The 26,032-nt window shown below is 74.6% G+C and carries 3 protein-coding genes; all 3 read left to right on the plus strand.

The window, feature by feature from the left end:
* Positions 1 to 12 precede the first annotated feature (12 nt).
* Positions 13 to 804, plus strand: a complete 792-nt coding sequence (locus tag AB0O07_RS04290; protein WP_365626528.1) for an ABC transporter permease — start codon at positions 13 to 15, stop codon at positions 802 to 804.
* A gap of 230 nt (positions 805 to 1,034) precedes the next feature.
* Positions 1,035 to 10,439, plus strand: a complete 9,405-nt coding sequence (locus AB0O07_RS04295) for an amino acid adenylation domain-containing protein (RefSeq protein WP_365626531.1) — start codon at positions 1,035 to 1,037, stop codon at positions 10,437 to 10,439.
* A complete protein-coding gene (locus tag AB0O07_RS04300) occupies positions 10,436 to 26,014 on the plus strand; it encodes an amino acid adenylation domain-containing protein (protein ID WP_365626534.1) in 15,579 nt (5,192 codons plus the stop codon). Before AB0O07_RS04295 ends, AB0O07_RS04300 begins: the two co-directional genes overlap by 4 nt.
* The last annotated feature ends 18 nt before the right edge of the window (positions 26,015 to 26,032 follow it).

Genomic DNA, 26,032 nt, shown 5'->3' on the forward strand with positions numbered 1-26,032 from the left:
GGCGAGTACGTCATGGTGGAACTCGTCGGTGATGTGTCCGCACTCTTCGGCCGGCACATGAGACACCTGGTCCGCATCCCGGAGAAGCTGCTCAGCGTGACGCTGATGCCGGTCGCTTACGTCGTCGTCTTCGGCGTCCTCTTCGGCAGCGCGATCTCCGTGCCGGGCAGCGACTACCGCTCGTACCTGATGGCGGGCATCTTCACCCAGATGATGCTCACCAACGTGGGCAACACCGCGCTCGGCGTCGCCGGCGACCTCGGCAACGGCATGGTCGACCGGCTCCGCTCGCTCCCGATGTCCCGGTCCGCCGTGCTCATCGCGCGCACCCTCGCCGACCTGGCGCTCGCGGTCATCGCCTGCGTCATGATGGCCGCCGTCGGCTACGCCATCGGCTGGCGGGTGCACGAGGGCCTCGGGAAGGCGCTGGCCGGCTTCGGGCTGCTCCTGCTGCTCGGCTACACGATGGCCTGGCTCGGCGCGCTCATCGGACTGCTGGCACGGAGCCCGGAGGCGGTCAACTCGATCGCGTTCATGCTGGTGATGCCGCTGACGTTCCTGTCGAACGCGTTCATCCCGCTCGACGGACTGCCGGGGTGGCTCCGGTGGCTCTGCGAATGGAATCCGGTCAGCGCCGTCGTGGCCGCCTGCCGGGAGCTGTTCGGCAACACGTCCACGGGCAGCGACCGGGGCGCCTTTCCCGTCCAGTACCCGGTGCCGGTCTCCCTGGTGCTCAGCGCGGTGCTGCTCGCCGTCGTCGTCCCCGCCGCCGTCGGGGCGTACCGGCGCGCGGCCGCCCGCTGAATCCACCACTCTCATTCCGATTACCGGATTCCGCACCGACGGGTTTCTCCGTTGTTAACCTGTCCCGGATCTAATGGCGTAAGAATTCGCCGCGCACAGCGAATCGTGTATTACGTGTCGCGCATGGTTTCGCGGATCGCGTGTCGTACGCCGCGCGAATTGTCCGACGGATTTTGATTCCTGTCGGATACGACGCACTCTCTTCTTCGTGATTCATTCACCGATGGCAATTGCCTGAACGAGAACGGATGGACATGCCCGGTTATCAGATTGCCCGTCTGCCCCTGACAGCAGCGCAGTCCGGTATCTGGCTTTCCCAGCGCCTCGACCCGGCGAACCCCATCTTCAACATCGCCGAATACGCCGAGATCCACGGCCCGGTCGACCCGGCCCTGTTCGAGAGCGTGCTCTGCCGCGTGGTCGCCGAGGCGGAGACGCTGCGGGTCCGGGTCGTGGAGGAGGACGGCAGGGCCTTCCAGATCGTGGAGGAGCCCCGCGACCGGTGCATGGAGTTCGTCGACGTCAGCGGCGAGGACGACCCGCGCGGGTACGCCGAGGAGTGGATGCGGGCCGAGGCGCGCCGGCCGGTCGACCCGGCCACCGGGCCGCTCTTCGCCTTCGCGCTCCTCAAGGCCGCCGACGACCGCTGGTTCTGGTACCAGCGCTACCACCACCTCGTCATGGACGGCCTCGGGCTCTCCCTCGTCGGCGGCCGGGTGGCCGCCCTCTACACGGCGCTGGCGGCCGGGGAGCCCTGCCCGGAGCCGGTCTTCGGCACACTCGGCCAGTTGATCGAGGACGAGGCCGCCTACCGGGGGTCCGAGCGGTTCGCCCGCGACCGCGCCCACTGGACGGCGCGCTTCGCCGACCTCCCCGTCCCCACCACCCTCGCCGGGCGCCGGCCCACCCTGCCCCGGTACCTGGAGCGCCGTACCACCGCCCCGGACGGCGCGCTCCTCGCCGGGCTGCGTGCCACGGCCCGTGCGGCGGACGCCAGTTGGCCCGCCGTCGCCGTCGCGGCGCTCGCCGCGTATCTCCACCGGATGACGGGAAACCAGGACATCGTCCTCGGCCTCCCCGTCGTCGCACGCGGGGCGGCGGCCCGCGCCGTCCCCGGCATGATGTCGAACGTGCTGCCGTTCCGGCTCCGCGTCCACCCCGCCATGACCCTCGGGGAACTCGTCCGGCAGACGTCGAAGGAACTCCACCTCGCGCTGAAGCACCAGCGGTACCGCATGGAGGACCTGCGGCGGGACCTCGAACTCTCCGGTGACGACCACCGGTTGGCGGGACCGCACGTCAATATCGTCATGGCCGACCACGACCTGCGCTTCGCCGGGCACCGCACCACCGTGCACAACCTCGGCGGCGGCCCGGTCGACGACCTGTCGCTCGTCCTGGACGCCCGTACGGGCTCCGGGCAGGGAGGCGGACAGGGGAACGGCGGAGGCGGCGGCGAGGCCGGAGGCGGGGGCGGCGGGCTCCGGATCGACCTCGACGCGAACCCGGAGCTCTACCCCTCCGAGGAGATCGCCGCGCACCAGCGGCGCTTCCTCGACCTCCTCGGCGGCCTCGTCGGCGCCGGGCCCGACGCGCCGGTCGGCGGTCTGGAACTCCTGCGCCCCGCCGAGCGCGAGCAAGTCCTCGTGGAGTGGAACGCCACCGCCCGCCCGGTACCCCCCGGCACCCTGCCCGGCCTGTTCGAGGCCCAGGCCGCCCGGACGCCGGAGGCCACGGCGGTCGTCTTCGCGGGCCGGACCCTCTCGTACGCCGGACTCAACGCCCGCGCCAACCGCCTCGCCCATCTGCTGATCGAACGCGGCGCGGGCCCCGAGACCGTCGTCGCGCTCTCGGTGCCCCGCTCCGAAGCGATGATCGTGGCGCTCCTCGCCATCCTCAAGTCCGGCGCCGCCTACCTCCCCGTCGACCCGGGACACCCGGCCGAGCGCGTCGCCTACCTGCTGGACGACGCCCGCCCCGCGCTCGTCCTCACGGAGACCGGGACGACGGTGGCGGGGACGACGGCGGCGGAGACCCCGGTGGCGGGGTCCGGTCCCGGGGTGCCCCGTCTGCTCCTCGACGCCCCGGAGACCGCCGGACTCCTCGCCGTACGGCCGGACACGGACCCCCGTGACACCGACCGCGCCGAGCCGCTGCGCCCCCTCCACCCCGCGTATGTCATCTACACTTCCGGCTCCACCGGCCGGCCCAAGGGTGTGGTGGTCTCGCAGGCGAGCGCCGTCGACCTCGCCGCCTGGGCGGGGGAGACGTTCGGCCCCGGCGAGCTGCGCCGGGTCCTCGCCTCCACCTCCCTCAACTTCGACGTCTCCGTCTTCGAGATGTTCGGCCCGCTCTGCTGCGGCGGCTCCATCGAGGTCGTCCGCGACCTCCTCGCCCTCACCGAACGGGGCGCGGAAGGGTGGACGGGCAGCCTGATCAGCGCCGTGCCCTCGGCGATCGCCCAGGTCCTGGCGCACGGCGAGGTGTCGGCGTCGGCGGAGACCGTGGTCCTGGCGGGCGAGGCGCTGTCGGCACACGCCGTCGCCGACATCCGCGCCGCCCTCCCCGGGTGCCGCGTCGCCAACATCTACGGCCCGACGGAGGCCACCGTCTACGCGACGGCCTGGTACGACGACGGAGCGGAGGACACCGCCGGCGACCGTACGCCGCCGATCGGCCGCCCCGTCTCCAACACCCGTGTGTACGTGCTCGATGCGGCCCTGCGCCCGGCCCCGGTGGGCGTGGCCGGTGAACTCTTCCTCGCCGGGGCGGGCCTGGCCCGGGGGTATGTACGGCGCCCCGGACTGACCGGCGAGCGGTTCGTCGCCGACCCGTACGGCGCTCCGGGGAGCCGGATGTACCGCACCGGTGATGTGGTGCGGTGGCGTGCCGACGGGAACCTGGAGTATCTGGGCCGGGCCGATGACCAGGTGAAGATCCGGGGGTTCCGGATCGAGCTGGGCGAGATCGAGGCCGTACTCGCCGGACACCCCGCCGTGGAGCGGGTCGCGGTCGTCGCCCGCGAAGACCAGCCCGGCGTCAAGCAGTTGGTGGCGTACGTGGTCGCCGGCGGCGCCGACGGGGAGACGGACGGCGCCGCCGGGAGCGGCGCCGACGGGGACGGCCTGCGGGCCCATGTCGCGGCCGTCCTGCCCGGGTACATGGTCCCGGCGGCCTTCGTGGAACTCTCCGAACTGCCGCTCACGCCCAACGGGAAGCTCGACCGCAAGGCCCTCCCCGCCCCCGACTACGCGGCCACGGCGGCCACCGGGCGCGGCCCCGGCTCCCCGCGCGAGGAGATCCTGTGCGCGGTCTTCGCCGAGGTGCTGGGGGTGGCGCGGGTCGGGGTGGACGACAGCTTCTTCGACCTGGGCGGCGACAGCATTGTCTCGATCCAACTGGTCAGCCGGGCGCGGAAGGCCGGCCTGGTCTTCACCCCGCGCGATGTCTTCCAGTGCCGTACCGTGGCCGCGCTCGCCGCCGTCGCCGCCGAGGCCGAGGACGCGGCGGACCACCGGGACCAGGACCCCGACGACGGCATCGGCGCCGTCCCGCTCACCCCGATCGTGCACTGGCTGCGGGAGCGCGGCGGTCCGGTGGACGGCTTCCACCAGTCGATGGTGGTACGGACACCTCCCGGGCTGACCTGGGAGCGGCTGACGGCCGGGGTGGCGGTGCTCCTGGACCACCACGACGCCCTCAGGTCGCGGCTGGACCGTACCGGCGGCGAATGGAGCCTGGAGGTGCTGCCGCGCGGCGCGGTGGACGCCGCGTCGGTGGTGACGCGCGTCGACTCGGCCGAGGACGTACGGGACGCGGAACTCCGCCCCGACGCGGGCGAGATGGTACGGGCGGTGTGGTTCGACGCCGGGCCCGGAGAGCCGGGGCGGCTGCTGCTCGCCCTGCACCATCTGGTGGTCGACGGGGTCTCCTGGCGGATCCTCCTGCCGGACCTGGCCGCCGCCGTGGCCGGGCGGGGACCGGAGCCGGTCGGCACGTCGCTGCGGCGCTGGGCCGAGCGGCTCACGGAGCTGGCCCAGGAACCGGAACGCCTCGCCGAACTCCCGCTCTGGACCGGCATCCTCGAAGCGCCCGAGGCCCCGCTCTCCCCGCACCCCCTGCTCCCCTCCCGCGACACCGGCGCCACCCAGCGCCATGTCCGGCTCACCCTCTCGCCCGAGCGCACCCGGCCCCTGCTCACCACCGTGCCGACCGCCTTCCACGGCGGTGTCGACGACGTCCTGCTCACCGCCCTGGCCCTCGCCGTCGCCGACTGGCGGCGCCGGACCGGGCGCGGGGACACGACATCGCTCCTGGTCGACCTCGAAGGCCACGGCCGCGAGGACATCACCGGCGGCGCCGACCTCTCCCGTACCGTCGGCTGGTTCACCACCATCCACCCCGTACGGCTCGACCCCGGCACCCTGGACCCGGCCGACGCGGGGCGGGCGCTGAAGCGGGTCAAGGAGCAGTTGCGGGCCGTCCCCGACCACGGCATCGGATACGGGCTGCTCCGCCACCTCAACCCCACCACCGCCCCCGTCCTCGCCGCCCTGCCCACCCCGCAGATCGGCTTCAACTACCTCGGCCGCCTGGAGACCGGCACCGAGGCCGACTGGGGGGTGGAGACCGCAGCGGGCGGCGCCGACGACGGCATGCCGTTCGTCCACGCCCTCGAAGTCGACGCGCTGACCCACGACTCGCCGGACGGCGCCCAGCTCAGCGCCGTCTGGACCTGGCCCGACGCGCTCTTCTCCGAGGCCGAGGTCCAGGATCTCGCCGAGACCTGGTTCCGCGCCCTCGACGCGCTCGCCGCCCTCGCCGAGGAGCCGGAGGCCGGCGGCCGCACCCCCTCCGACCTGCCGCTCCTCTCCCTCACCCAGGACGAGATCGAGCTCCTGGAGCACTCCTCCCCGCCCCTGGCGGACATCCTGCCGCTCTCCCCGACCCAGAACGGCCTGCTGTTCCACGCCCTCTTCGACGAGGAGACCGCCGACGTCTACACCGTGCAGCTCTTCCTCGACCTGGCCGGAGCGCTCGACCCGGAGGCCCTGCGCGCGGCGGCGGCCACCCTGCTGCGCCGCCACCCCAATCTCCGCAGCGGGTTCCTGTCGGGCCCGGAGAGCGGCCCGGTCCAGGTCGTCCACGAGGAGGTCGCACCCGACTGGCGCACCCTCGACCTGCGCGGCCCCGAGCGGCCCGGCCCCGGCCTGCCCGGCACCGGCACCGACGACGGCGAGCGGGCGCGGCGGCTCGCGGAGGCCGCCGCCGGGGAACGGGCCCGCCGGTTCGACCTCGCCGCGCCGCCGCTGGTGCGCTTCCTCCTCGTACGCCTCGCCGACGACCGGTACCGGCTGCTCCTGACCGTCCATCACATCCTCCTGGACGGCTGGTCCATGCCGCTGCTCGCGGCGGAACTCCTGGCCCTCTACGCGCGGAGAGGCGACGACACGGGGCTGCCGCACCCCGCCCCGTACCGCGACTATCTGGCCTGGCTCGCGAGCCGGGACCACACCGCCGCCGAGCGGGCCTGGCGCGACGCCCTCGCCGGGGTCGAGGAGCCCACCCTGCTCGCCCCGGCCGGCACCGGCGGAGAGCCCGCGGCCCTGCCGCCCGAGCGGGTCGTACGGGAACTGTCGCCCGAGCTCACCACCGCGCTCACCGACCGCGCCCGCCACCTGGGCCTCACCCTCAACACCGTCGTGCAGGGCGCCTGGGCGGTGCTGCTCGCCCGGCTCACCGGCCGCGAGGACGTCGTCTTCGGCGCCACCGTCTCCGGCCGGCCGCCCGAGATCGCCGGGATCGAGTCGATGGTGGGGCTCCTCATCAACACCCTGCCGGTACGGGTGGAACTCCGGCCCGCCGAGACCCTGGCGGAACTGTTCACCCGGATCCAGGAGCGGCAGTCGGCGCTCATGGAGCACCAGCACGTCGGGCTCCACGACATCCAGCGGCTGACCGGTCTCGGCGAACTCTTCGACACCCTCACCGTCTTCGAGAACTACCCCCTCGACCCCGGCCTGCTCGACGTCTCCGGCACCGGGCTGCGGGTCACGGACGCCGACGCCGACGACGCCACGCACTATCCGCTCACCCTCGTGGTGGTCCCGGGCCCCGCCCTCGGCCTCCGGCTCGGCTACCGCCCCGAACTCTTCACGACCGATGCGGCCGAGACGATCGGGGCCCGGCTCGGCCGGCTCCTGGAAGACTTCGCCGCCGCCCCCGGCCGGCTCGTCGGAGACCTCGACATCCTCGAAGCGGCGGAGCGCGAGCGGGTCCTCGTGGAGTGGAACGCCACCGGCCACCCGGTCCCGGCGGCCACCCTCACCGAGCTGATCGAGGACCGGGCCGCCCGCACCCCGGACGCCACGGCCGTGGTCTTCGAGGGCAGCTCCCTCTCGTACGCCGAACTCTCCGCCCGCGCCAACCAGTTGGCCCGGCTGCTGGTCCGGCGGGGCGCGGGGCCCGAGGGGTATGTCGCCCTCGCGCTGCCCCGCTCCATGGAGCTGATCGTCGCGCTCCTCGCGGTGGTGAAGTCCGGCGCGGCGTATGTCCCCGTCGACCCCGACTACCCGGCCGAGCGGATCCGGTACATCCTCGGCCACACCCGCCCCGCGCTCGTCCTCACCACGCGTGCGGTGGCCGCCGTACTGCCGGGGCCCGCCGGCGGGGATGTCCTCGTCCTGGACGACCCGCGCACCGGCGCCGAGGTGGCCGCATACGACCGCACCGACCTCACCGACGCCGACCGGCTCGCGCCGCTCCGCCCCCTCCACCCCGCGTACGTCATCTACACCTCCGGCTCCACCGGCCGGCCCAAGGGCGTCGCCGTCCCGCACGAGGGCATCGTCAACCGGCTCCGCTGGATGCAGGGCCGGTACGGCCTCGACGCCTCCGACCGGGTGCTCCAGAAGACCCCCTCCGGGTTCGACGTCTCGGTGTGGGAGTTCTTCTGGCCGCTCATCGAGGGCGCCACCCTGGTGGTCGCCCGTCCCGAGGGCCACAAGGACCCCGCGTATCTCGCCGGGCTGATTCAAGAAGAGCGCGTCACGACAGCGCACTTCGTCCCCTCCATGCTCCAGGTCTTCCTGGCGGAGCCCACGGCGGCCCGGTGCGACACCCTGCGCCGGGTGGTGTGCAGCGGCGAGGCACTTCCCGGGGAGGTGCGCGCGAAGTTCTTCGAGACGCTGGACGTCCCGCTGCACAACCTGTACGGGCCGACCGAGGCCGCCGTGGACGTGACGTCCTGGGAGTGCGCGGCACACGACCCGGCCGGGCCCGTCCCGATCGGCGCCCCGGTGTGGAACACCCGCGTCCAGGTGCTGGACGCGCGGCTGCGGCCGGTACCGGTGGGTGTGGCCGGAGAGCTCTATCTGGCCGGTGTCCAGCTCGCCCGGGGGTATGTACGGCGGCCGGGGCTGACGGGGGAGCGGTTCGTGGCCGACCCGTACGGGGCTCCGGGGAGCCGGATGTACCGCACGGGGGATGTGGTGCGGTGGCGTGCCGACGGGAACCTGGAGTATCTGGGCCGGGCCGACGAGCAGGTGAAGATCCGGGGGTTCCGGATCGAGCTGGGCGAGATCGAGGCCGTACTCGCCGGTCATCCGGGTGTGGAGCGGGTCGCGGTCGTCGCCCGCGAGGACCAGCCGGGGGTCAAGCGGCTGGTGGCGTACGTGGTGGGCGGCGGGGGCGGTGACGAGAACGGCGGTGCGGCCGGGGGTGTGGACGGAGACGCGCTGCGGGCCCATGTCGCGGCGGTCCTCCCGGAGTACATGGTCCCTGCGGCCTTCGTCGGACTCTCCGGACTGCCGCTCACGCCCAACGGGAAGCTCGACCGCAAGGCCCTCCCCGCGCCCGACTTCGGGACGGCGGCGGCCACCGGGCGCGCACCCGGCTCCCCGCGAGAGGAGATCCTGTGCGCGGTCTTCGCGGAGGTGCTGGGGGTGGCGCGGGTCGGGGTGGACGACAGCTTCTTCGACCTGGGCGGTGACAGCATCGTCTCGATCCAACTGGTCAGCCGGGCGCGGAAGGCCGGCCTGGTCTTCACCCCGCGCGATGTCTTCCAGCACCGGACGGTCGCCGCGCTCGCCGCGCTCGCCGACGAGGTGCGGGCGGGCGGCGGAGGCCACGGGAGCGCCGTGGAGCCGCCCGGCTACGGCATCGGGGCCGTCCCGCTCACGCCGATCGCGCACTGGCTGCGGGAGCGCGGCGGTCCGGTGGACGGCTTCCACCAGTCGATGGTGGTACGGACGCCCGCCGGGCTGACCTGGGAGGAGCTGACGGCCGGGGTGGCGGTGCTCCTGGACCACCACGACGCCCTCAGGTCGCGGCTGGACCGTAGCGGCGGCGAATGGAGCCTGGAGGTGCTGCCGCGCGGCGCGGTCGACGTCGCCGCCGTGGTGACGCGCGTCGACTCGGCGGAGGCGCTGACCGCCGCACCGTTCCGCCCCGACGCGGGCGAGATGGTACGGGCGGTGTGGTTCGACGCCGGGCCCGGAGAGCCGGGGCGGCTGCTGCTCGCCCTGCACCATCTGGTGGTCGACGGGGTCTCCTGGCGGATCCTGCTGCCGGATCTCGCGGCGGCCGTCGCGGGGCGGGGACCGGAGCCGGTCGGCACGTCGCTGCGGCGCTGGGCCGAGCGGCTCACGGAGCTGGCCCAGGAACCGGAACGCCTCGCCGAACTCCCCTTCTGGACCGGGGTTCTCGAAGGGCCCGACCCGCTGCTGGGCCTCCGCCCGCTGGACCAGGACCGGGACACCGCCGGCACCGTACGCCACCTCACCCTCACCCTGCCGCCCGAGCGCACCGAGCCCCTGCTGACAACCGTGCCCGCCGCCTTCCACGGCGGCGTCAACGACGTCCTCCTCACCGCCCTGGCCCTCGCGGTCGCCGACTGGCGGCGCCGGACCGGGCGCGGGGAGTCGATGTCGCTCCTGGTCGACCTCGAAGGCCACGGCCGGGAGGACATCACCGGCGGCGCCGATCTCTCCCGTACGGTCGGCTGGTTCACCACTCTCCATCCCGTACGGCTCGATCCCGGCACCCCGGAGTGGGCCGGCCTCTGGGCCGGCGGCCCCGAGGCGGGACGCGCCATCAAGCGGGTCAAGGAGCAGTTGCGGGCCGTCCCCGACCAGGGCATCGGATACGGGCTGCTCCGCCACCTCAACCCCACCACCGCCCCCGTTCTCGCCGCCCTGCCCACCCCGCAGATCGGCTTCAACTACCTCGGCCGCCTGGAGACCGGCGCCGACGCCGACTGGGCGGCGGCGCCCGGGACCGAGGGGCTCGGCGGCGGGGCCGACGCGGCGATGCCCGTCCCGCACGCGCTGGAGATCAACGCAGTGACCCAGGACGGGCCCGGGGGCGCGCGGCTCGGCGCGGTCTGGTCCTGGCCCGCCGCGCTCTTCTCCGAGGCCGATGTCGCGGACCTGGCCGGGACCTGGTTCCGCGCCCTGGACGCCCTGGCCGCCCATGCCGCGCGGCCCGGGGCCGGCGGCCACACCCCGTCGGACCTGACCTTGGTCTCGCTCACCCAGGACGAGATCGACGCATTCGAAGACGAACTCGAAGACGAGCTCGAAGACGCATTCGCAGACGAACCGGAACCCGGAACCGAGTGGGAGATGTCGAAGTGAGCCAGTCCACGATTGAAGACATTCTGCCGCTGTCGCCGCTCCAGGAAGGGCTGCTCTTCCACGCGGTCTACGACGACCAGGCGCCCGACGTGTACACCATGCGGTTCGTCTTCGAACTGACCGGCCCCGTCGACGCGGAGAGGCTGCGCGCCTCGGCGGAGGCCCTGGTCCGCCGGCACGCCAACCTGCGGGCCGCGTTCCGCCGCCGTAAGACCGGCGAGGCCGTCCAGGTCATCCGCCGCACCGTCGAACTCCCCTGGGACGTACGGGATCTGAGCGGACTCGCCGAGGCGGAGCGGGAGGCCGCGCTCGCCGGGATCCTGGCCGAGGAGAAGGCCGCCCGCTTCGACCCGGCCGCCCCGCCGCTGCTCCGCTTCGTCCTCGTACGGCTCGCCCCGGACCGCTGGCGGCTCGTTCTGACCAACCATCACATCCTGCTGGACGGCTGGTCGATGCCCCTGCTCGCCCGCGAACTCTTCGCCCTCTACGCGGGTGGCGCGAGCGGCGGATCCGGTGGTGGCGCGAACGGCGGGGCCGAGGCGGCGCTGCCGCGCGTCACCCCGTACCGCGACTATCTGGCCTGGCTCGCCGGACGCGACCGGGACGCCGCGCGGGACGCCTGGCGGCAGGCGCTCGCCGGGGTCGCCGAGCCGACGCTGCTGGTCCCCGGCGCCGGGGACGGGCCGCGCACAACCGCCGCCCCGCAGCGGGTGATCCACGAACTCTCCGCCGAACTCACCTCCTCCCTCGGGAACGTCGCACGGAGCCGGGGCCTGACCCTCAACACCCTGGTCCAGGGCGCGTGGGCGGTGCTGCTCGGGCGGCTCACCGGGCGCCAGGACATCGTCTTCGGCACCACCGTCTCCGGCCGTCCGCCGGAGATCCCCGGGGTGGAGACGATGGTGGGGCTCTTCATCAACACCCTGCCCGTACGGGTCGCCCTCCGCCCCGAGGAGCCCTTCGGCGAACTGCTCGCCCGGGTCCAGGACGAGCAGGCGCGGCTGATGGAGCACCAGCACCTCGGGCTCCGCGACATCCAGCGGCAGGCCGGCATCGGGGAACTCTTCGACACCCTGACCGTCTTCGAGAACTACCCGCTCGACCCGGCCGGGCTGGAACTCCCCGGCACCGGCGTCCGGATCGGCGGGGTCGAGGTCGACGACGCCACCCACTACCCCCTCACCCTGGCCGTCCTCCCCGGCGACCGGCTCACCCTCCGCCTCGACCACCGGGCCGACCTCATCGCCCCCGACGCCGCCGCCCGGCTCGCCGCCCGCCTCGAACGGCTGCTGGCGGCGGCGGTCACCGCGCCCGAGAGGCCCGTCGCCACGCTCGACATCCTCGACCCCGCCGAGCGCGCCCGGGTGCTGGTGGAGTGGAACGCCACCGACCGCCCCGTCCCCGGGCGCACCCTCACCGAGCTGATCGAGACCCGGGCCGCCGCCGCCCCCGGCAACGATGCCGTCGTCTCCGCGGGAGGCACGCTCTCGTACGCCGAACTCACCGCCCGCGCCAACCGGTTGGCGCATCTGCTCATCCGGCGCGGCATCGGCCCCGAGCACCTCGTCGCCCTCGCCCTGCCGCGCTCCGTGGACGCGGTCGTGGCGGCCCTCGCCGTGCTCAAGTCCGGCGCCGCCTACCTGCCGGTCGACCCCGGCTACCCGGCCGAGCGGATCCGGTTCATGCTCGGCGACGCCCGCCCGGAGCTGCTGGTCACCACGGGGGCCGGGGTGCCGGAGGGCGTGGACGGACACAGCGCGGGGCGGGACGCCCGCCCGGAGCAGGACGGTCCCGGCGGCCACGGTACGGAGCCCACCGCGCGGCTGGCGCTCGACGCCCCGGACACCGCCGCCCTGCTGGCCGGCTGCCCCGACACGGACCCGGGCGACGCCGACCGCACCGCCCCGCTCCTCCCCGCGCACCCGGCCTACGTGATCTACACCTCCGGTTCGACCGGCACCCCCAAGGGTGTCGTGGTCTCCCACGCCGGGCTCCCCAGCTTCTGCGCCGCGGCCGTCGAGGGGTTCGATGTCGCCCCCGACAGCCGGGTGCTCCAGTTCGCCTCGCCGAGCTTCGACGCGGCCGTCCTCGAACTCGGGATGGCGCTCACCTCCGGTGCCGCCCTCGTCGTCCCGCCGCCGGGCCCGCTCGCGGGCGAGGCCCTGGCCGAGGTGGTCGCCGGACTCCGGGTGACCCATGCCCTGATCCCGCCGGCCGCCCTCGCCGGGGTGCCTGGCACGCTCGCGCTGCCCGCCTTCCGCTCCCTGGTCGTCGGCGGGGACGCCTGCTCCGGGGAGCTGGTGGCCCGCTGGGCGCCCGGGCGCCGTATGGTCAACGCGTACGGCCCCACCGAGTCGACCGTCGCCGCCACCATCAGCGCCCCCCTGGCGGGCGCCGAGCCGCCGCCGATCGGCCGCCCCGTCCCCCGGACGCGGGCCCTGGTCCTGGACGCGGGGCTGAACCCGGTCCCCGCCGGGGTCGCCGGGGAACTGTATCTCGCGGGCGCCGGGCTGGCCCGGGGCTATCTGCGCCGCCCCGCGCTGACCGCCGAGCGGTTCGTCGCCGACCCGTACGGCGCCCCGGGCAGCCGGATGTACCGCACCGGCGACGTGGTGCGGTGGGACGAGGACGGCACCCTCCACTATGTCGGCCGGGCCGACGAGCAGGTGAAGATCCGGGGGTTCCGGATCGAGCTGGGCGAGATCGAGACCGTACTCGCCGGAGACCCGGCCGTGGACCGGGTCGCGGTCGTCGCCCGCGAGGACGCGCCGGGCGTCAAGCGGCTGGTCGCCTACGTGGTCGGGGCGGTGGACCGGAGCGCGCTGCGGGACCGGGTGGCGGCCGTCCTGCCGGAGTACATGGTCCCTGCGGCCTTCGTGGAACTCTCCGGACTGCCGCTCACCCCCAACGGAAAGCTGGACCGGAAAGCCCTGCCCGCCCCCGACTACGGGACCCTGGCGACGACCGGGCGCGGCCCCGCCACCCCGGCCGAGGAAACGCTGTCCGCGGTCTTCGCCGAGGTGCTCGGCCTGGAGCGGGTCGGGGTGGACGACAGCTTCTTCGACCTGGGCGGCGACAGCATCGTCTCCATCCAACTGGTCAGCCGGGCCCGGAAAGCCGGCCTGGTCCTCACCCCGCGCGATGTCTTCCAGCACCGGACGGTCGCCGCCCTCGCCGCCCTCGCCACCCCCGTCGAGCGGGCCGCGGGCCCGAGCGCCCCCGACGACTCGGGCATCGGCGTGGTCCCGCTCACCCCCATCGTGCACTGGCTCCGCGAACGCGGCGGACCCGTCGACAGCTTCCACCAGTCGATGCTGATCACCACCCCGGCCGGGCTCGACGAGGCGCGGCTCACCCAGGGGCTCCAGACCCTCATCGACCACCACGACGCCCTGCGGCTCCGCCTCACCCGCGCCGCCGGAGGCGTCGTCTGGGGCCTCGAAGCGGCACCGCGCGGCGCGCTCGACGCCGCAGCGTGTCTGACCCGCGTCGAGGTGACCGGGGTACGGGGCGCCGCGCTGCGCTGTGTGGTCGCCGGGCACAGCGGCACCGAGCAGGCCCGGCTCTCCCCGGAGACGGGCGCCATGGTGCGCGCCGTCTGGTTCGACGCAGGACCGCACGAGCCCGGACGACTCCTCCTCGTCCTGCACCATCTGCTGGTCGACGGCGTCTCCTGGCGGATCCTCCTGCCCGACCTGGCCGCCGCCTGCCAGGCGGCGATGGCGGGCAGGCCGGCCGAACTGGAGCCTGCGGGCACCTCGTTGCGCCGCTGGGCCGAGCAGCTGACCGCCCTGGCACAGCACCCCGCCCGCCTCGCCGAGCTGCCCCTCTGGATGTCCGTCCTGGACGCGCCCGACCCGCTCCTCGGCCACCGCGCCCTCGACCGGGCGCGCGACACCGTGGCGACCGTCCGGCACGTCAGCCTCACCCTGCCGCCCGAGCGCACCGAGCCCCTGCTGACGACCGTGCCCGCCGCCTTCCACGGCGGTGTCGACGACGTCCTGCTCACCGCCCTGGCCCTCGCGGTCGCCGACTGGCGGCGCCGGACCGGGCGCGCCGGGGACGACAGGGGCGACGGGAACGGCGGACGTGACGGAAACGGCACGGAGGGCGGTGCCTCCTCGCTCCTGGTCGACCTCGAAGGCCACGGCCGGGAGGACATCACCGGCGGCGCCGATCTCTCCCGTACCGTCGGCTGGTTCACCACCATCCACCCCGTACGGCTCGACCCGGCCGTACGCGACTGGGCCGACCTCTGGGCCGGCGGAGCCGAGGCGGGACGCGCCATCAAGCGGGTCAAGGAGCAGCTCCGCGCCCTTCCCGACCACGGCATCGGATACGGGCTGCTGCGCCACCTCAACCCGCAGACCGGGCCCGCGCTCGCCGCGCTCCGTACCCCGCAGATCGGCTTCAACTACCTCGGCCGCTTCCCCGCGGCCCCCGAGGAGAACGGGGAGTGGGCGGTCGCCCCGGAGGCGGACGGCCTCGGGGGCGGCGTCGACCCCGCCATGCCCGTCCCGCACGCCCTGGAGGTCAACGCGCTCACCCAGGACCACCGGGAAGGGCCCCGGCTCACCGCCACCCTCTCCTGGCCCGGCGACCTCCTCACCGAGGCGGACGCCCAGGACCTGGCCGACACCTGGTTCCGCGCCCTCGACGCCTTGGCGGCGTGCGCCGCGCGGCCGGCATCCGGTGGACACACCCCCTCCGACCTGCGGCTGGTCTCCCTCACCCAGGACGAGATCGACACCGTCGAGCGGGCCCGCCCCGGCCTCGCCGACCTGCTGCCGCTCTCCTCCCTCCAGAAGGGCCTGTTCTTCCACGCGCTCTACGACGACCAGGCCGCCGACGTCTACACCGTCCAGCTCCTCCTCGACGTCGAGGGCCCGCTCGACACCGGCCGGCTCCGGGACGCGGCGCGGATCCTGCTGGAGCGCCACGCCAACCTCCGCGCCGGGTTCTGGCACCACGGGCTCGCCGAGCCGGTGCAGTTCATCCCGCGCGAGGCGCCGCTGCCGTGGTACGAACACGACCTGGCGGCCGTCCCCGGCGCGGAGCGGGACGGCGCGGTGGAGCGGCTGCTCGCCGAGGACCGCGCCCGCCGCTTCGACCTGACGGCGCCCCCGCTGCTCCGTATCACCGTCATCCGGCTCGCGGCCGGACGCCACCGGCTGGTGCTGACCAACCACCACATCCTGCTCGACGGCTGGTCCACCCCGCTCCTCGCCCGCGAACTCTTCACGCTCTACGCGCAGCGGGGGAGCACGGCCGGGCTGCCCCGCGTCACCCCGTACCGCGAGTACCTGAGCTGGCTCACCGAGCGGGACGAGACCGCCGCCCACGCGGCCTGGCGGCAGGCGCTGGACGGCGCGGAGCCCACCCTGCTGGCGCCGGCCGGGCCCGGCCGTACCCCCGCCGCGCCGCGCACGGTCACCGTCGACCTGACCGAGGCGCTCACCGCCGCGCTCACCGAGCGGGCCCGCGCCCTCGGCCTCACCCTCAACACCCTGGTCCAGGGCGCCTGGGCGGTGCTGCTCGGCCGGCTCACCGGGCGCGGCGACATCGTCTTCGGCACCACGGTCTCCGGCCGCCCGCCCGAGATCCCCGGCATCGAGTCGATGGTCGGGCTCTTCATCAACACCCTGCCGGTACGGGTCGGGACGCGCCCCGAGGAGCCGTTCTCCGCGCTGCTCACCCGGATCCAGGAACAGCGCTCCGCGCTCTCCGGGCACGAGTACGTCGGGCTCACCGACATCCAGGCGCTCACCGGCTCCGGCGAACTCTTCGACACCCTCAGCGTCTTCGAGAACTACCCGCTCGACCCGGCCGCGATGGAGCTGCCCGGCACCGGGCTCCGCGTCCTCGGGATCGAGGGCCGGGACGCCACCCACTACCCGCTGACCCTCGTCGCCCTCCCCGGCCGCGCCCTCGGACTCCGGCTGCACCACCGGCCCGACGCGCTCGACCACGACACCGTCACCGCGATCGGGCAGCGGCTGGTGGGGCTCCTGGAGCTCCTCACCGTGGACCCGCACCGCCCGCTCGGCCGGATCGAGGTGGTGGACGGCGCGGAGCGGGCCCGGCTGCTGACGGAGTGGAACGGCGCCGTACGCCCCGGTCCCGGCACGCCCGGCGCCCTCGGCACCCCCGGGTCCGCCGGGTCGGTCCAGCGGCGCTTCGCCGAGCAGGCCGCGCGCACCCCGGACGCGGTCGCGCTCCGCGACGCCGATGGCCGGGAGATCACGTACCGGGGACTCGACACGCTCGCCAACCGGCTGGCGCACCGGCTGATCGCCGAGGGCGTGGGCCCGGAGAGCCGCGTGGCCGTCTTGCAGGAACGTTCCTTCGGGCTGGTGGCCTCCCTGCTCGCCGTCCTCAAGGCGGGCGGCGCCTATGTCCCGCTCGACGCCCGCTCCCCGCAGGCCCGCCTCCAGCTCATCGTGGCGCAGACCGGGGCCCGCGTGCTCCTCACCGACGCGGCCCGGCACGACGCCGCCCGGAGCTTCCCGCACGAGGCCAGGATCCTGGTCGTGGACGACGAGGCCGCGCTCTCCGACGAGGCCGCGCTCCCGGACGGGCCCGCCGCCTTCGCCTCCGCCTCCGCCGACGCTGCCTCCGCCTCGGTCTCCGCCCCCGGCATCGACAGCCACCCCGAACAGCTCGCCTACGTCATGTACACCTCGGGGTCGACCGGTACGCCCAAGGGGGTCGCCGTCACCCACCACGACGTCCTGAGCCTCGCCCTCGACGGCTGCTGGGACACCGGCAACCACGAACGCGTCCTGCTCCACTCGCCCCAGGCCTTCGACGCCTCCACCTACGAACTGTGGGTGCCGCTGCTCCGGGGCGGGCAGCTCGTCGTCGCGCCCCCCGGCGAACTCGACGTCCACGACCTCGCCCGCGTCATCGTCGGCCAGCGCGTCACCGGCCTCTGGCTCACCGCCGGGCTCTTCCGGATCCTCGCCGAGGAGCACCCCGCGTGCTTCGCCGGGGTCCGCGAGGTCTGGTCCGGCGGCGATGTCGTCCCCGCGCCCATGGTCCGCAGGGTGCTCGACGCCTGCCCGGACACCGTCGTCGCCGACGGCTACGGCCCCACCGAGACCACCACCTTCGCCACGCACCACCTCATGCGCGCCTCGGACACCGTGCCCGACACCGTCCCGATCGGCACCCCGCTCGACAACATGCGGCTCTACGTGCTGGACGACGGCCTCGCGCTCACCCTCCCCGGCGTCGCGGGAGAGCTCTACATCGCGGGCGCCGGCCTCGCCCGCGGCTATCTCGACCGGCCCGGACTCACCGCCGAACGCTTCGTCGCCGACCCGTACGGCCCCCCGGGCGCCCGCATGTACCGCACCGGCGACCTGGTCCGGTGGACCGCCGACGGGGTGCTCGCCTTCGTCGGCCGCGCCGACGAGCAGGTCAAGGTACGCGGCTTCCGTATCGAACTCGGCGAGATCGAGGCCGTCCTCGCCCGCCACCCCGGACTCGCCCAGGTCGCCGTCGTCGTCCGCGAGGACCGGCCCGGCGACAAGCGCCTCGTCGCCTACACGGTCGCCGAGGCGGGCACCGACGGCCGGGACGCCCCCGGTGCCCCCGACTCCGCGGCCCTGCGCGCATACGCCGCCGACGCGCTCCCCGAGTACATGGTCCCGGCCGCCTGCGTCGCCCTCGACTGGCTGCCCGTCACCGCCAACGGCAAGCTCGACCGCACCGCCCTCCCCGCCCCCGACTACGCCGCCACCGCCACCCACCGCGCCCCGCGCACCCCCGAGGAGCGGCTGCTCTGCGAACTCTTCGCGGAGGTCCTGGGCGTCCCCGAGGCGGGCATCGACGACAGCTTCTTCGACCTGGGCGGCCACTCGCTCCTCGCCACCCGCCTGGTCAGCCGGGTCCGCTCGGCCTTCGGCGTCGAACTCGCGGTCCGTGCCCTCTTCGAGGCGCCCACCCCGGCCCGGCTCGTGACCGCGATCGCCGGGGCCGCCCGGGCCCGTACCGCGCCGCGCCCCGTCCCCCGCCCCGAGCTGGTCCCCCTGTCGTACGGGCAGCACCGCCTCTGGTTCCTCAACCGGCTGGAGGGCGCGGCCTCCCCGTACAAGATCCCGATCACCCTGCGGCTCCGCGGCCGCCTCGACCTGACGGCGCTCCGCGCGGCGCTGGCCGATGTGACCGGGCGCCACGAGTCCCTCCGTACCGTCTTCCGGGAGACCGGCGGCACCCCGCACCAGGTGGTGCTCGACCCCGCCGAGGCCACCCCCGACGTCCGCGTCCTCCCCTGCACCGAGGCGGAGCTGCCCGGCGCGCTCGCCGACGCCGTACGCCCCGGATTCGACCTGGCCGTGGACCCGCCGCTGCGCACCACCGTCTTCGCGCTCGGCCCCGACGAGCATGTCCTGCTCCTCGTCCTGCACCACATCGCGGGCGACGGCTGGTCCATGAACCCGCTCGCCCGGGACTTCTCGGTCGCCTACACCGCCCGGCTGCGCGGCGAGACCCCCCAACAGGCCCCGCTGCCCGTGCAGTACGCCGACTACAGCCTCTGGCAGCGCGAGGTGCTCGGCGCGGAGTCGGACCCGGACAGCCCGCTCCACCGCCAGCTCGACTTCTGGACCACCACCCTCGCCGGACTCCCCGACGAACTGGAGCTCCCCGCCGACCGCTCCCGCCCCGCCATCGGCTCCCACCAGGGCGACACCCTCTTCTTCCGGCTCGAACCCGCCCTGCACCAGGGGCTGCTGGGGCTCGTACGGGAGAACGGGGCGAGCCTCTTCATGGTGGTGCAGGCGGCGCTCTCCGCGCTGCTCACCCGGCTGGGCGCGGGCGAGGACATCCCGCTGGGCAGCCCGATCGCCGGGCGCACCGACGAGGCGCTGGACGAGCTGGTCGGGTTCTTCGTCAACACCCTCGTCCTGCGCACCGACACCTCGGGCGACCCGACCTTCCGGGAACTCCTGGGCCGGGTGAGGGACACGGACCTCGCCGCCTACGCGCACCAGGACACCCCGTTCGAGCGGCTGGTGGAGGTGCTCAACCCGGCCCGCTCGATGGCGCGCAACCCGCTCTTCCAGGTGATGCTGGTCCTCCAGAACAACACGGACGCGGAACTGGCCCTGCCGGGTCTTGAGGTCTCCGTCGAGACGGCGGGCGTCCACGCGGCCCAGTTCGACCTCTCCTTCGACCTCACGGAGCGGTTCACGGGCGGCGGCGCTGCCGAGGCGGGGGAGGCCGGGGCTTCCGGAGACGGCGGCGAACCCGACGGTCTGGACGGCCGGTTCGACTACAGCACCGACCTCTTCGACCGGGCCACGGCGGAGCGGCTGCTGACGTGCTTCGTCCGGCTCCTCGAAGCGGCCGTCGCCGAACCGGACCTGCGGATCGGGGAGTTCGACATCCTCGACCCGGCCGAGCGGCAGCGGCTGCTCGTCGACTGGAACGCCACCGAGCGCCCCACCGACCTGGTCGGAGTCGTCGAGCGCGTACGGGAGATCGCGGCCGAACGCCCCGACGCCACCGCCCTCGTGGACGACAACGGCACCACCAGCTACGCCGAGCTGGCCGGCCGCGCCTCCGCCCTCTCCCGCCTGCTGCTCGCCGGGGGCGTGGGCGAGGGCGACCTCGTGGCGATCCTCTGTGACCGTACGGCCCGGATGCCGGCCGCCGTGCTCGGTGTGCTCGGCACCGGCGCCGCCTATGTGCCGCTCGACCCGCGCGCCCCGCTGCCCCGGAGCGCGGGCATGCTCACCGACAGCGGCGCCCGGGTGCTGCTGGCCGCCCCCGAACACGCCGAGCTGGCCGAGGAGCTGGCGTCGGCGGCCGACCGGCCCGTGCCGATCCTGCACCTCACCGACGCCATGGACGACGCCACGGGCACCGGGACGGGGGCCGACGGGCTGCTGCCGCCGGCCGGCGGCGCCGGCCACCTCGCGTACGTGATCTTCACCTCGGGCTCCACGGGCCGCCCCAAGGGCGCGATGGTCCAGCGGCGCGGCATGGTCAACCACCTCCTCGCGAAGGCCGAGGACCTGGCGATGACGGAGGCGGACAGTGTGGTCGCCAACGCCCCGCTGACCTTCGACATCTCCGTCTGGCAGATGCTGGCCGGGCTGGTCGCGGGCGGCCGGGTGCGCCTCGTCACGGACGACACCGCGCTCGACCCGGGGGCCCTCTTCGGCCTGGTCGCCGCCGAGCGCCTCACCGTGCTCGAAGTCGTCCCCTCCCTGCTGCGCACCGCCCTGGACGCCTGGGACCAGGGCGCCGCCCCCGTCGAACTCCCGTATCTGCGCTGGCTGATGGTGACCGGCGAGGCCCTGCCGCCGGACCTGTGTGCCCGCTGGCTCGCCCGCTATCCGGGGATCCCGCTGATGAACGCGTACGGCCCGACGGAGTGCTCCGACGACGTCACCCACGCCGTCATCGACACCACCACCCCGCTCGGCGCGGTCCGGGTCCCGATCGGCGCCACCCTGCGCAACACCCGGCTCCATGTCCTCGACAACCGGCTGCGGCCCGTACCGGTCGGCGTACCGGGGGAGTTGTACGTGGGCGGGGACGGCGTCGGCCTCGGCTATCTGGGCGACCCGGCCCGTACCGCCGTCGCCTTCGTCCCCGACCCGTTCGCCGCCGCCGACGCGCCCGGGAGCAGGCTCTACCGCACCGGCGACCGGGTGCGCCGGCTCCCCGACGGTCAGCTGGAGTTCCTGGGAAGGCAGGACCACCAGGTCAAGATCCGGGGCCAGCGCATCGAACTCGGCGAGGTCGAGGCCGCCCTGCGCGCGGTCCCCGGGGTGACCGACGCCGTGGTCACCGTCGCCACCGACCCGGCCGGACAGCACCGGCTCGTCGGCCATGTGGTCGGCGCTGTCGACCCGCGCGGGGTCCGCGACCGGCTGGCCGGGACGCTGCCCGAGGCGATGGTGCCCGCCGCGCTCGTCCTCGTCCCCGGCGCCCTCCCGCTCACCCCCAACGGCAAGGTGGACCGCAAGGCGCTGCCCGCCCCCGACGCCGCGCACTTCGGGACGGGGGTCCCCGGGCGCGCGCCGCGCACCCCGCAGGAGGAGCTCCTCTGCGAGGTCTTCGCGGATGTCCTCGGGCTGCCCCGGGTCGGCCCCGACGACGACTTCTTCGACCTGGGCGGCCACTCGCTGCTCGCCACCCGGCTGGTGAACCGGGTCCGCTCGGTCTTCGGGGTGGAGCTGCGGGTACGGGCCCTCTTCGAGACGCCCACGGTCGCCGGACTCGCCGCCGTGGTCACCGCCGAACTCGCGGCAGGAGCCGGTGACTTCGGCCCCGGCACCCCGGAGGGCTCCGAGGGCTCCGGCGGCCTCGACGGCACGGGGGCCGACACCTCCGGTCGTACGGAGGCTGACAGCTCCGGCGGTACGGGGGCCGACGGCTCCGGCCGTACGAGGGCCGACGGCGCCGGCGTGGCCCGTCGCGCCGCCGTGGCCCGCCCAGCCCCCGCCCCCGTCGAGCGGCCCGAGCGGATCCCGCTCTCCTTCGCGCAGCGCCGGCTCTGGTTCCTCAACCGCTTCGACGGCGACAGCGCCGCCTACAACGTGCCGCTCGCCCTGCGCCTCACCGGCGCGCTGGACCACGACGCGCTGCGCGCCGCCCTCGCCGATGTCGTCACCCGCCACGAGTCCCTGCGCACCGTCTTCCCCGAGAACACGGGGAGCGACGCGGACGGCGGCGGCCACCAGCGCGTCCTGTGCCCGGCGGCGGCCGTACCCGGACTTCCGGTTGCCCCGGTGACCGGGGACGACGACCTCACCGGGCGGCTGACCGAAGAAGCCTCCCGGGGCTTCGACCTCACCCGCGAAGTGCCCCTGCGCGCCCGCCTCTTCGCGCTCGCCCCGGACGACCACTGCCTGCTCCTCGTCATGCACCACATCGCCAGCGACGGGGCCTCCGCCGCACCGCTCGCCCGCGACCTCGCCACCGCCTACGAGGCCCGGCGCGCCGGCTCGGCGCCCGGCTGGACCCCGCTGCGGGTGCAGTACGCCGACTACAGCCTCTGGCAGCGCGAGGTCCTCGGCGACGAGTCCGACCCGGAGACCCCGATCGCCCGGCAGCTGGCCTACTGGCGGGGCCGGCTCGCCGGGCTCCCCGACCAGTTGGAGCTGCCCACCGACCGGCCCCGGCCCGCCGTGGCCGCCCCCGAGGGCGGCACCGTCCCCCTCGTCATCGGCCCCGAGCTGCACCGGCGGCTCGCCGCACTCGCCAGGGAGAACCGGGTGAGCGCCTTCATGGTGGTGCAGGCGGCGCTCTCCGCGCTCTTCACCCGGCTGGGCGCGGGCGAGGACATCCCGCTGGGCAGCCCGATCGCCGGGCGCACCGACGAGGCGCTGGACGACCTGGTCGGGTTCTTCGTCAACACCCTCGTCCTGCGCACCGACACCTCCGGCAACCCGACCTTCCGGGAACTCCTCGGCCGCGTACGCGACACGGACCTCGCCGCCTACGCCCACCAGGACCTGCCGTTCGAGCGGCTGGTCGAGGTGCTCAACCCGGCGCGGTCGCTCTCCCGGCACCCCCTCTTCCAGGTCGCCCTGGCCTTCCAGAACCCCACCGAGGCCGTCCAGGAGGTCCCCGGACTCACCGTCGCCGCCCGGCCGCTCGCCGTCGGCGGCGCCAAGTTCGACCTCTCGGTCAGCCTCGCCGACCGGCGCGCCGACGACGGCACCTGCCAGGGCATCGAGGGCCATGTCGTCTACCGCGCCGACCTCTACGACGCGGAGACCGTCGCCACCCTCGCCGCCCGGCTGGTCCGCCTCCTCGACGCGGCCGTCACCGAACCCGACCGCCCCATCGGCTTCCTCGCCGTCCTCGACCCCGCCGAGCGCGAGCGGATGGTCACCACCTGGAACGACACCGCCACCGAGGTCCCGGAGGTCACCCTCCCCGACCTCTTCCAGGCCCAGGTGGCCCGTACCCCCGAAGCACCCGCGCTGGTCTTCCGGGGCGAGACGGTCACGTACGCCGAACTCAACGCCCGCGCCAACCGGCTCGCCCGGTATCTGGTACGGCGCGGGGTGGGCCCGGAGCGCTTCGTCGCCGTCGCCCTGCCCCGCTCCGCCCACCTGGTGGTGGCCCTGCTCGCGGTCCTCAAGGCGGGCGGCGCCTATGTGCCCGTCGACCCGGAGTACCCGGCCGACCGGATCGCGTTCATGCTCGCCGACACCGGCCCGGCGCTGCTGCTGACCGACAGCGCGACGGCCGGCACCCTCCCGGAACTCGACGCGCCCCGCGTCCTGCTCGACGACCCCGGCCTCCTCCTCGACGACACCGGCCGCACCACCGGCCTCGCCGGGACGGACCTCACCGGCCTTACCGGCACCATCGGCCTCACCGGCACCACCGGCCTCACCGGCACCACCGACCTCACCGACGCCGACCGGCACACCCCGCTCCGCCTCGCCCACCCCGCGTACATCATCTACACCTCCGGCTCCACCGGCCGCCCCAAGGGCGTGGTCGTCCAGCACACCTCGCTCACCGACTACCTCGTCTTCGCCGGAGGCGACTACGACGGCGTCCGGGGGAGCGCGCTGCTCCACTCGCCGATCTCCTTCGACCTGTCGGTCACCGCCACCTACGTCCCGCTGACCGTGGGCGGCACCGTCCATGTCGTCGCCGACCTCCAGGACCCCGGCCCCGGCACCACCGCCGCGCTCCGCGACACCCCCTGCACCTTCCTCAAGGCCACCCCCAGCCATCTGCCGGTCCTCGCGACCCTGCCGGAGGAGTTCTCGCCCACCGCCGAACTCCTCCTCGGCGGCGAACTCCTGCTGGGCGAACGCGTCGACGAGTGGCGGGCGCACCACCCCGGCACCGCCGTCCTCAACATGTACGGGCCCACCGAGACCACCGTGAATTGCAGCGAGTACCGCATCGAACCCGGCCAGGAGATCCCGCCGGGCCCGCTGCCCATCGGCGGCCCGATGGCCAACACCCGGTTCCATGTCCTCGACGCCCACCTCCAGCTCGTACCGCAGGGCGCGCCGGGAGAGCTGTACGTCGCGGGCGACTGCCTGGCCCGGGGGTATCTGGGCCGCCCGGACATGACGGCCGCGCGCTTCGTCCCCGACCCGTTCGGGGCGCCCGGATCCCGGATGTACCGCACCGGCGACGTGGTGCGGTGGAACGCCGACGGCACCCTCTTCTTCCTGCGCCGCGTGGACGACCAGGTGAAGCTGCGCGGCTTCCGGATCGAACTCGGCGAGGTGGAGACCGCCGTCGAACGCCACCCGGCCGTCGCCGGCGCCGCCGTGATCGTCCGCGAGGACCGGCCCGGTGACCAGCGCCTGGTCGCCTATGTGGTGCCCGAGCCGGACACCGCCCTCCCGTCCTCCGCCGAACTGCGCCGGTACGTCGCCGCCGGCCTGCCCGAGTACATGGTCCCCTCGGCGTTCGTCCCGCTCGACGCGCTGCCGCTCACCCCCAACCGGAAGCTGGACCGGGGCGCGCTGCCCGCCCCCGACCTGGCCGCTGCCCCCGGCGGCCGGGCCCCGCGCACCCGCCGGGAGCGGCTGCTCTGCGAGCTGTTCGCCGAGGTCCTCGGGGTCTCCCGGGTCTCCGCCGACGACGGATTCTTCGACCTCGGCGGCCACTCGCTCCTCGCCACCCGGCTGATCGCCCGGGTCCGCGCCACCTTCGGGGCGGACATCGCCCTCCGTACCCTCTTCGAGGCGCCCACCCCGGCCGAGCTGGCCCAACGTCTCCAGGAGTCCGACGGCGGCGAGGGCGGCGACGGCACGGCCGGCGCGGGGGACGACGCCGGGAGCGCCTTCGAGGTGCTGCTGCCGCTGCGCCGGGGCGGCAGCCGCCCGCCGCTGTTCTGTGTCCACCCCGCCAGCGGTTTCGGCTGGTCGTACGCCGGACTCATGCGCCACCTCGGCCCCGACCACCCGATCTACGCCCTCCAGTCCCAGGGCATCGCGGAACCCTGCCAACTCCCCACCACGGTCGAGGAGATCGCCGCCGACTACCTCCGCCGGATCCGTACGGTCCAGCCCACCGGGCCCTACCTCCTCCTCGGCTGGTCCTTCGGCGGACTGGTGGCCCACGCGATCGCCGAACGGCTCCAGCGGGAGGGCGAGAAGGTGGCCCTGCTCGCCCTGCTCGACTCCTTCCCCCGGCTGGGCGCCGAGTCCATGGACGCCGTCATGAACCAGCAGGAGTTCCTCGCCGGGATGCTCGACCTCGCCGGATACGACCGGGAGCGACTGGGCACCGAGCCGCTGGAGTACGCCCGGGTCACCGAGGTGCTGCGGGAGCAGGACGGGATCCTCGGCTCCCTGGAGGAACGCCATGTGGCCGCCCTCTACGAGGTCTTCGAGAACAACTCGCGGATCGCGCGCGGCCATGTGCCCGGTACGTACGTCGGCGACGTCCTCTTCTTCGAGGCCACGCTCGGCAAGCCCGCCGACGCGCCGGACCCCGGCATCTGGGCGCCGTTCCTGGAAGGCGCCCTCGACCGCCACCCCGTCGAGGCCACCCACGACGACCTGACCCGGCCGGAGCCGCTGGCCGAGATCGGCGCGATCCTCGCCGACCGGCTCCGCGACCTCACCTGACCCGCCGCTCGAACAGAA

The organism is Streptomyces sp. NPDC093085, assembly GCF_040683935.1.
Lineage (GTDB): Bacteria > Actinomycetota > Actinomycetes > Streptomycetales > Streptomycetaceae > Streptomyces.

Excerpts from the sequence above, each read along its gene's own strand:
- AB0O07_RS04290 (WP_365626528.1), top strand. The coding sequence starts at position 13 with ATGGTGGAACTCGTCGGTGATGTGTCCGCACTCTTCGGCCGGCACATG.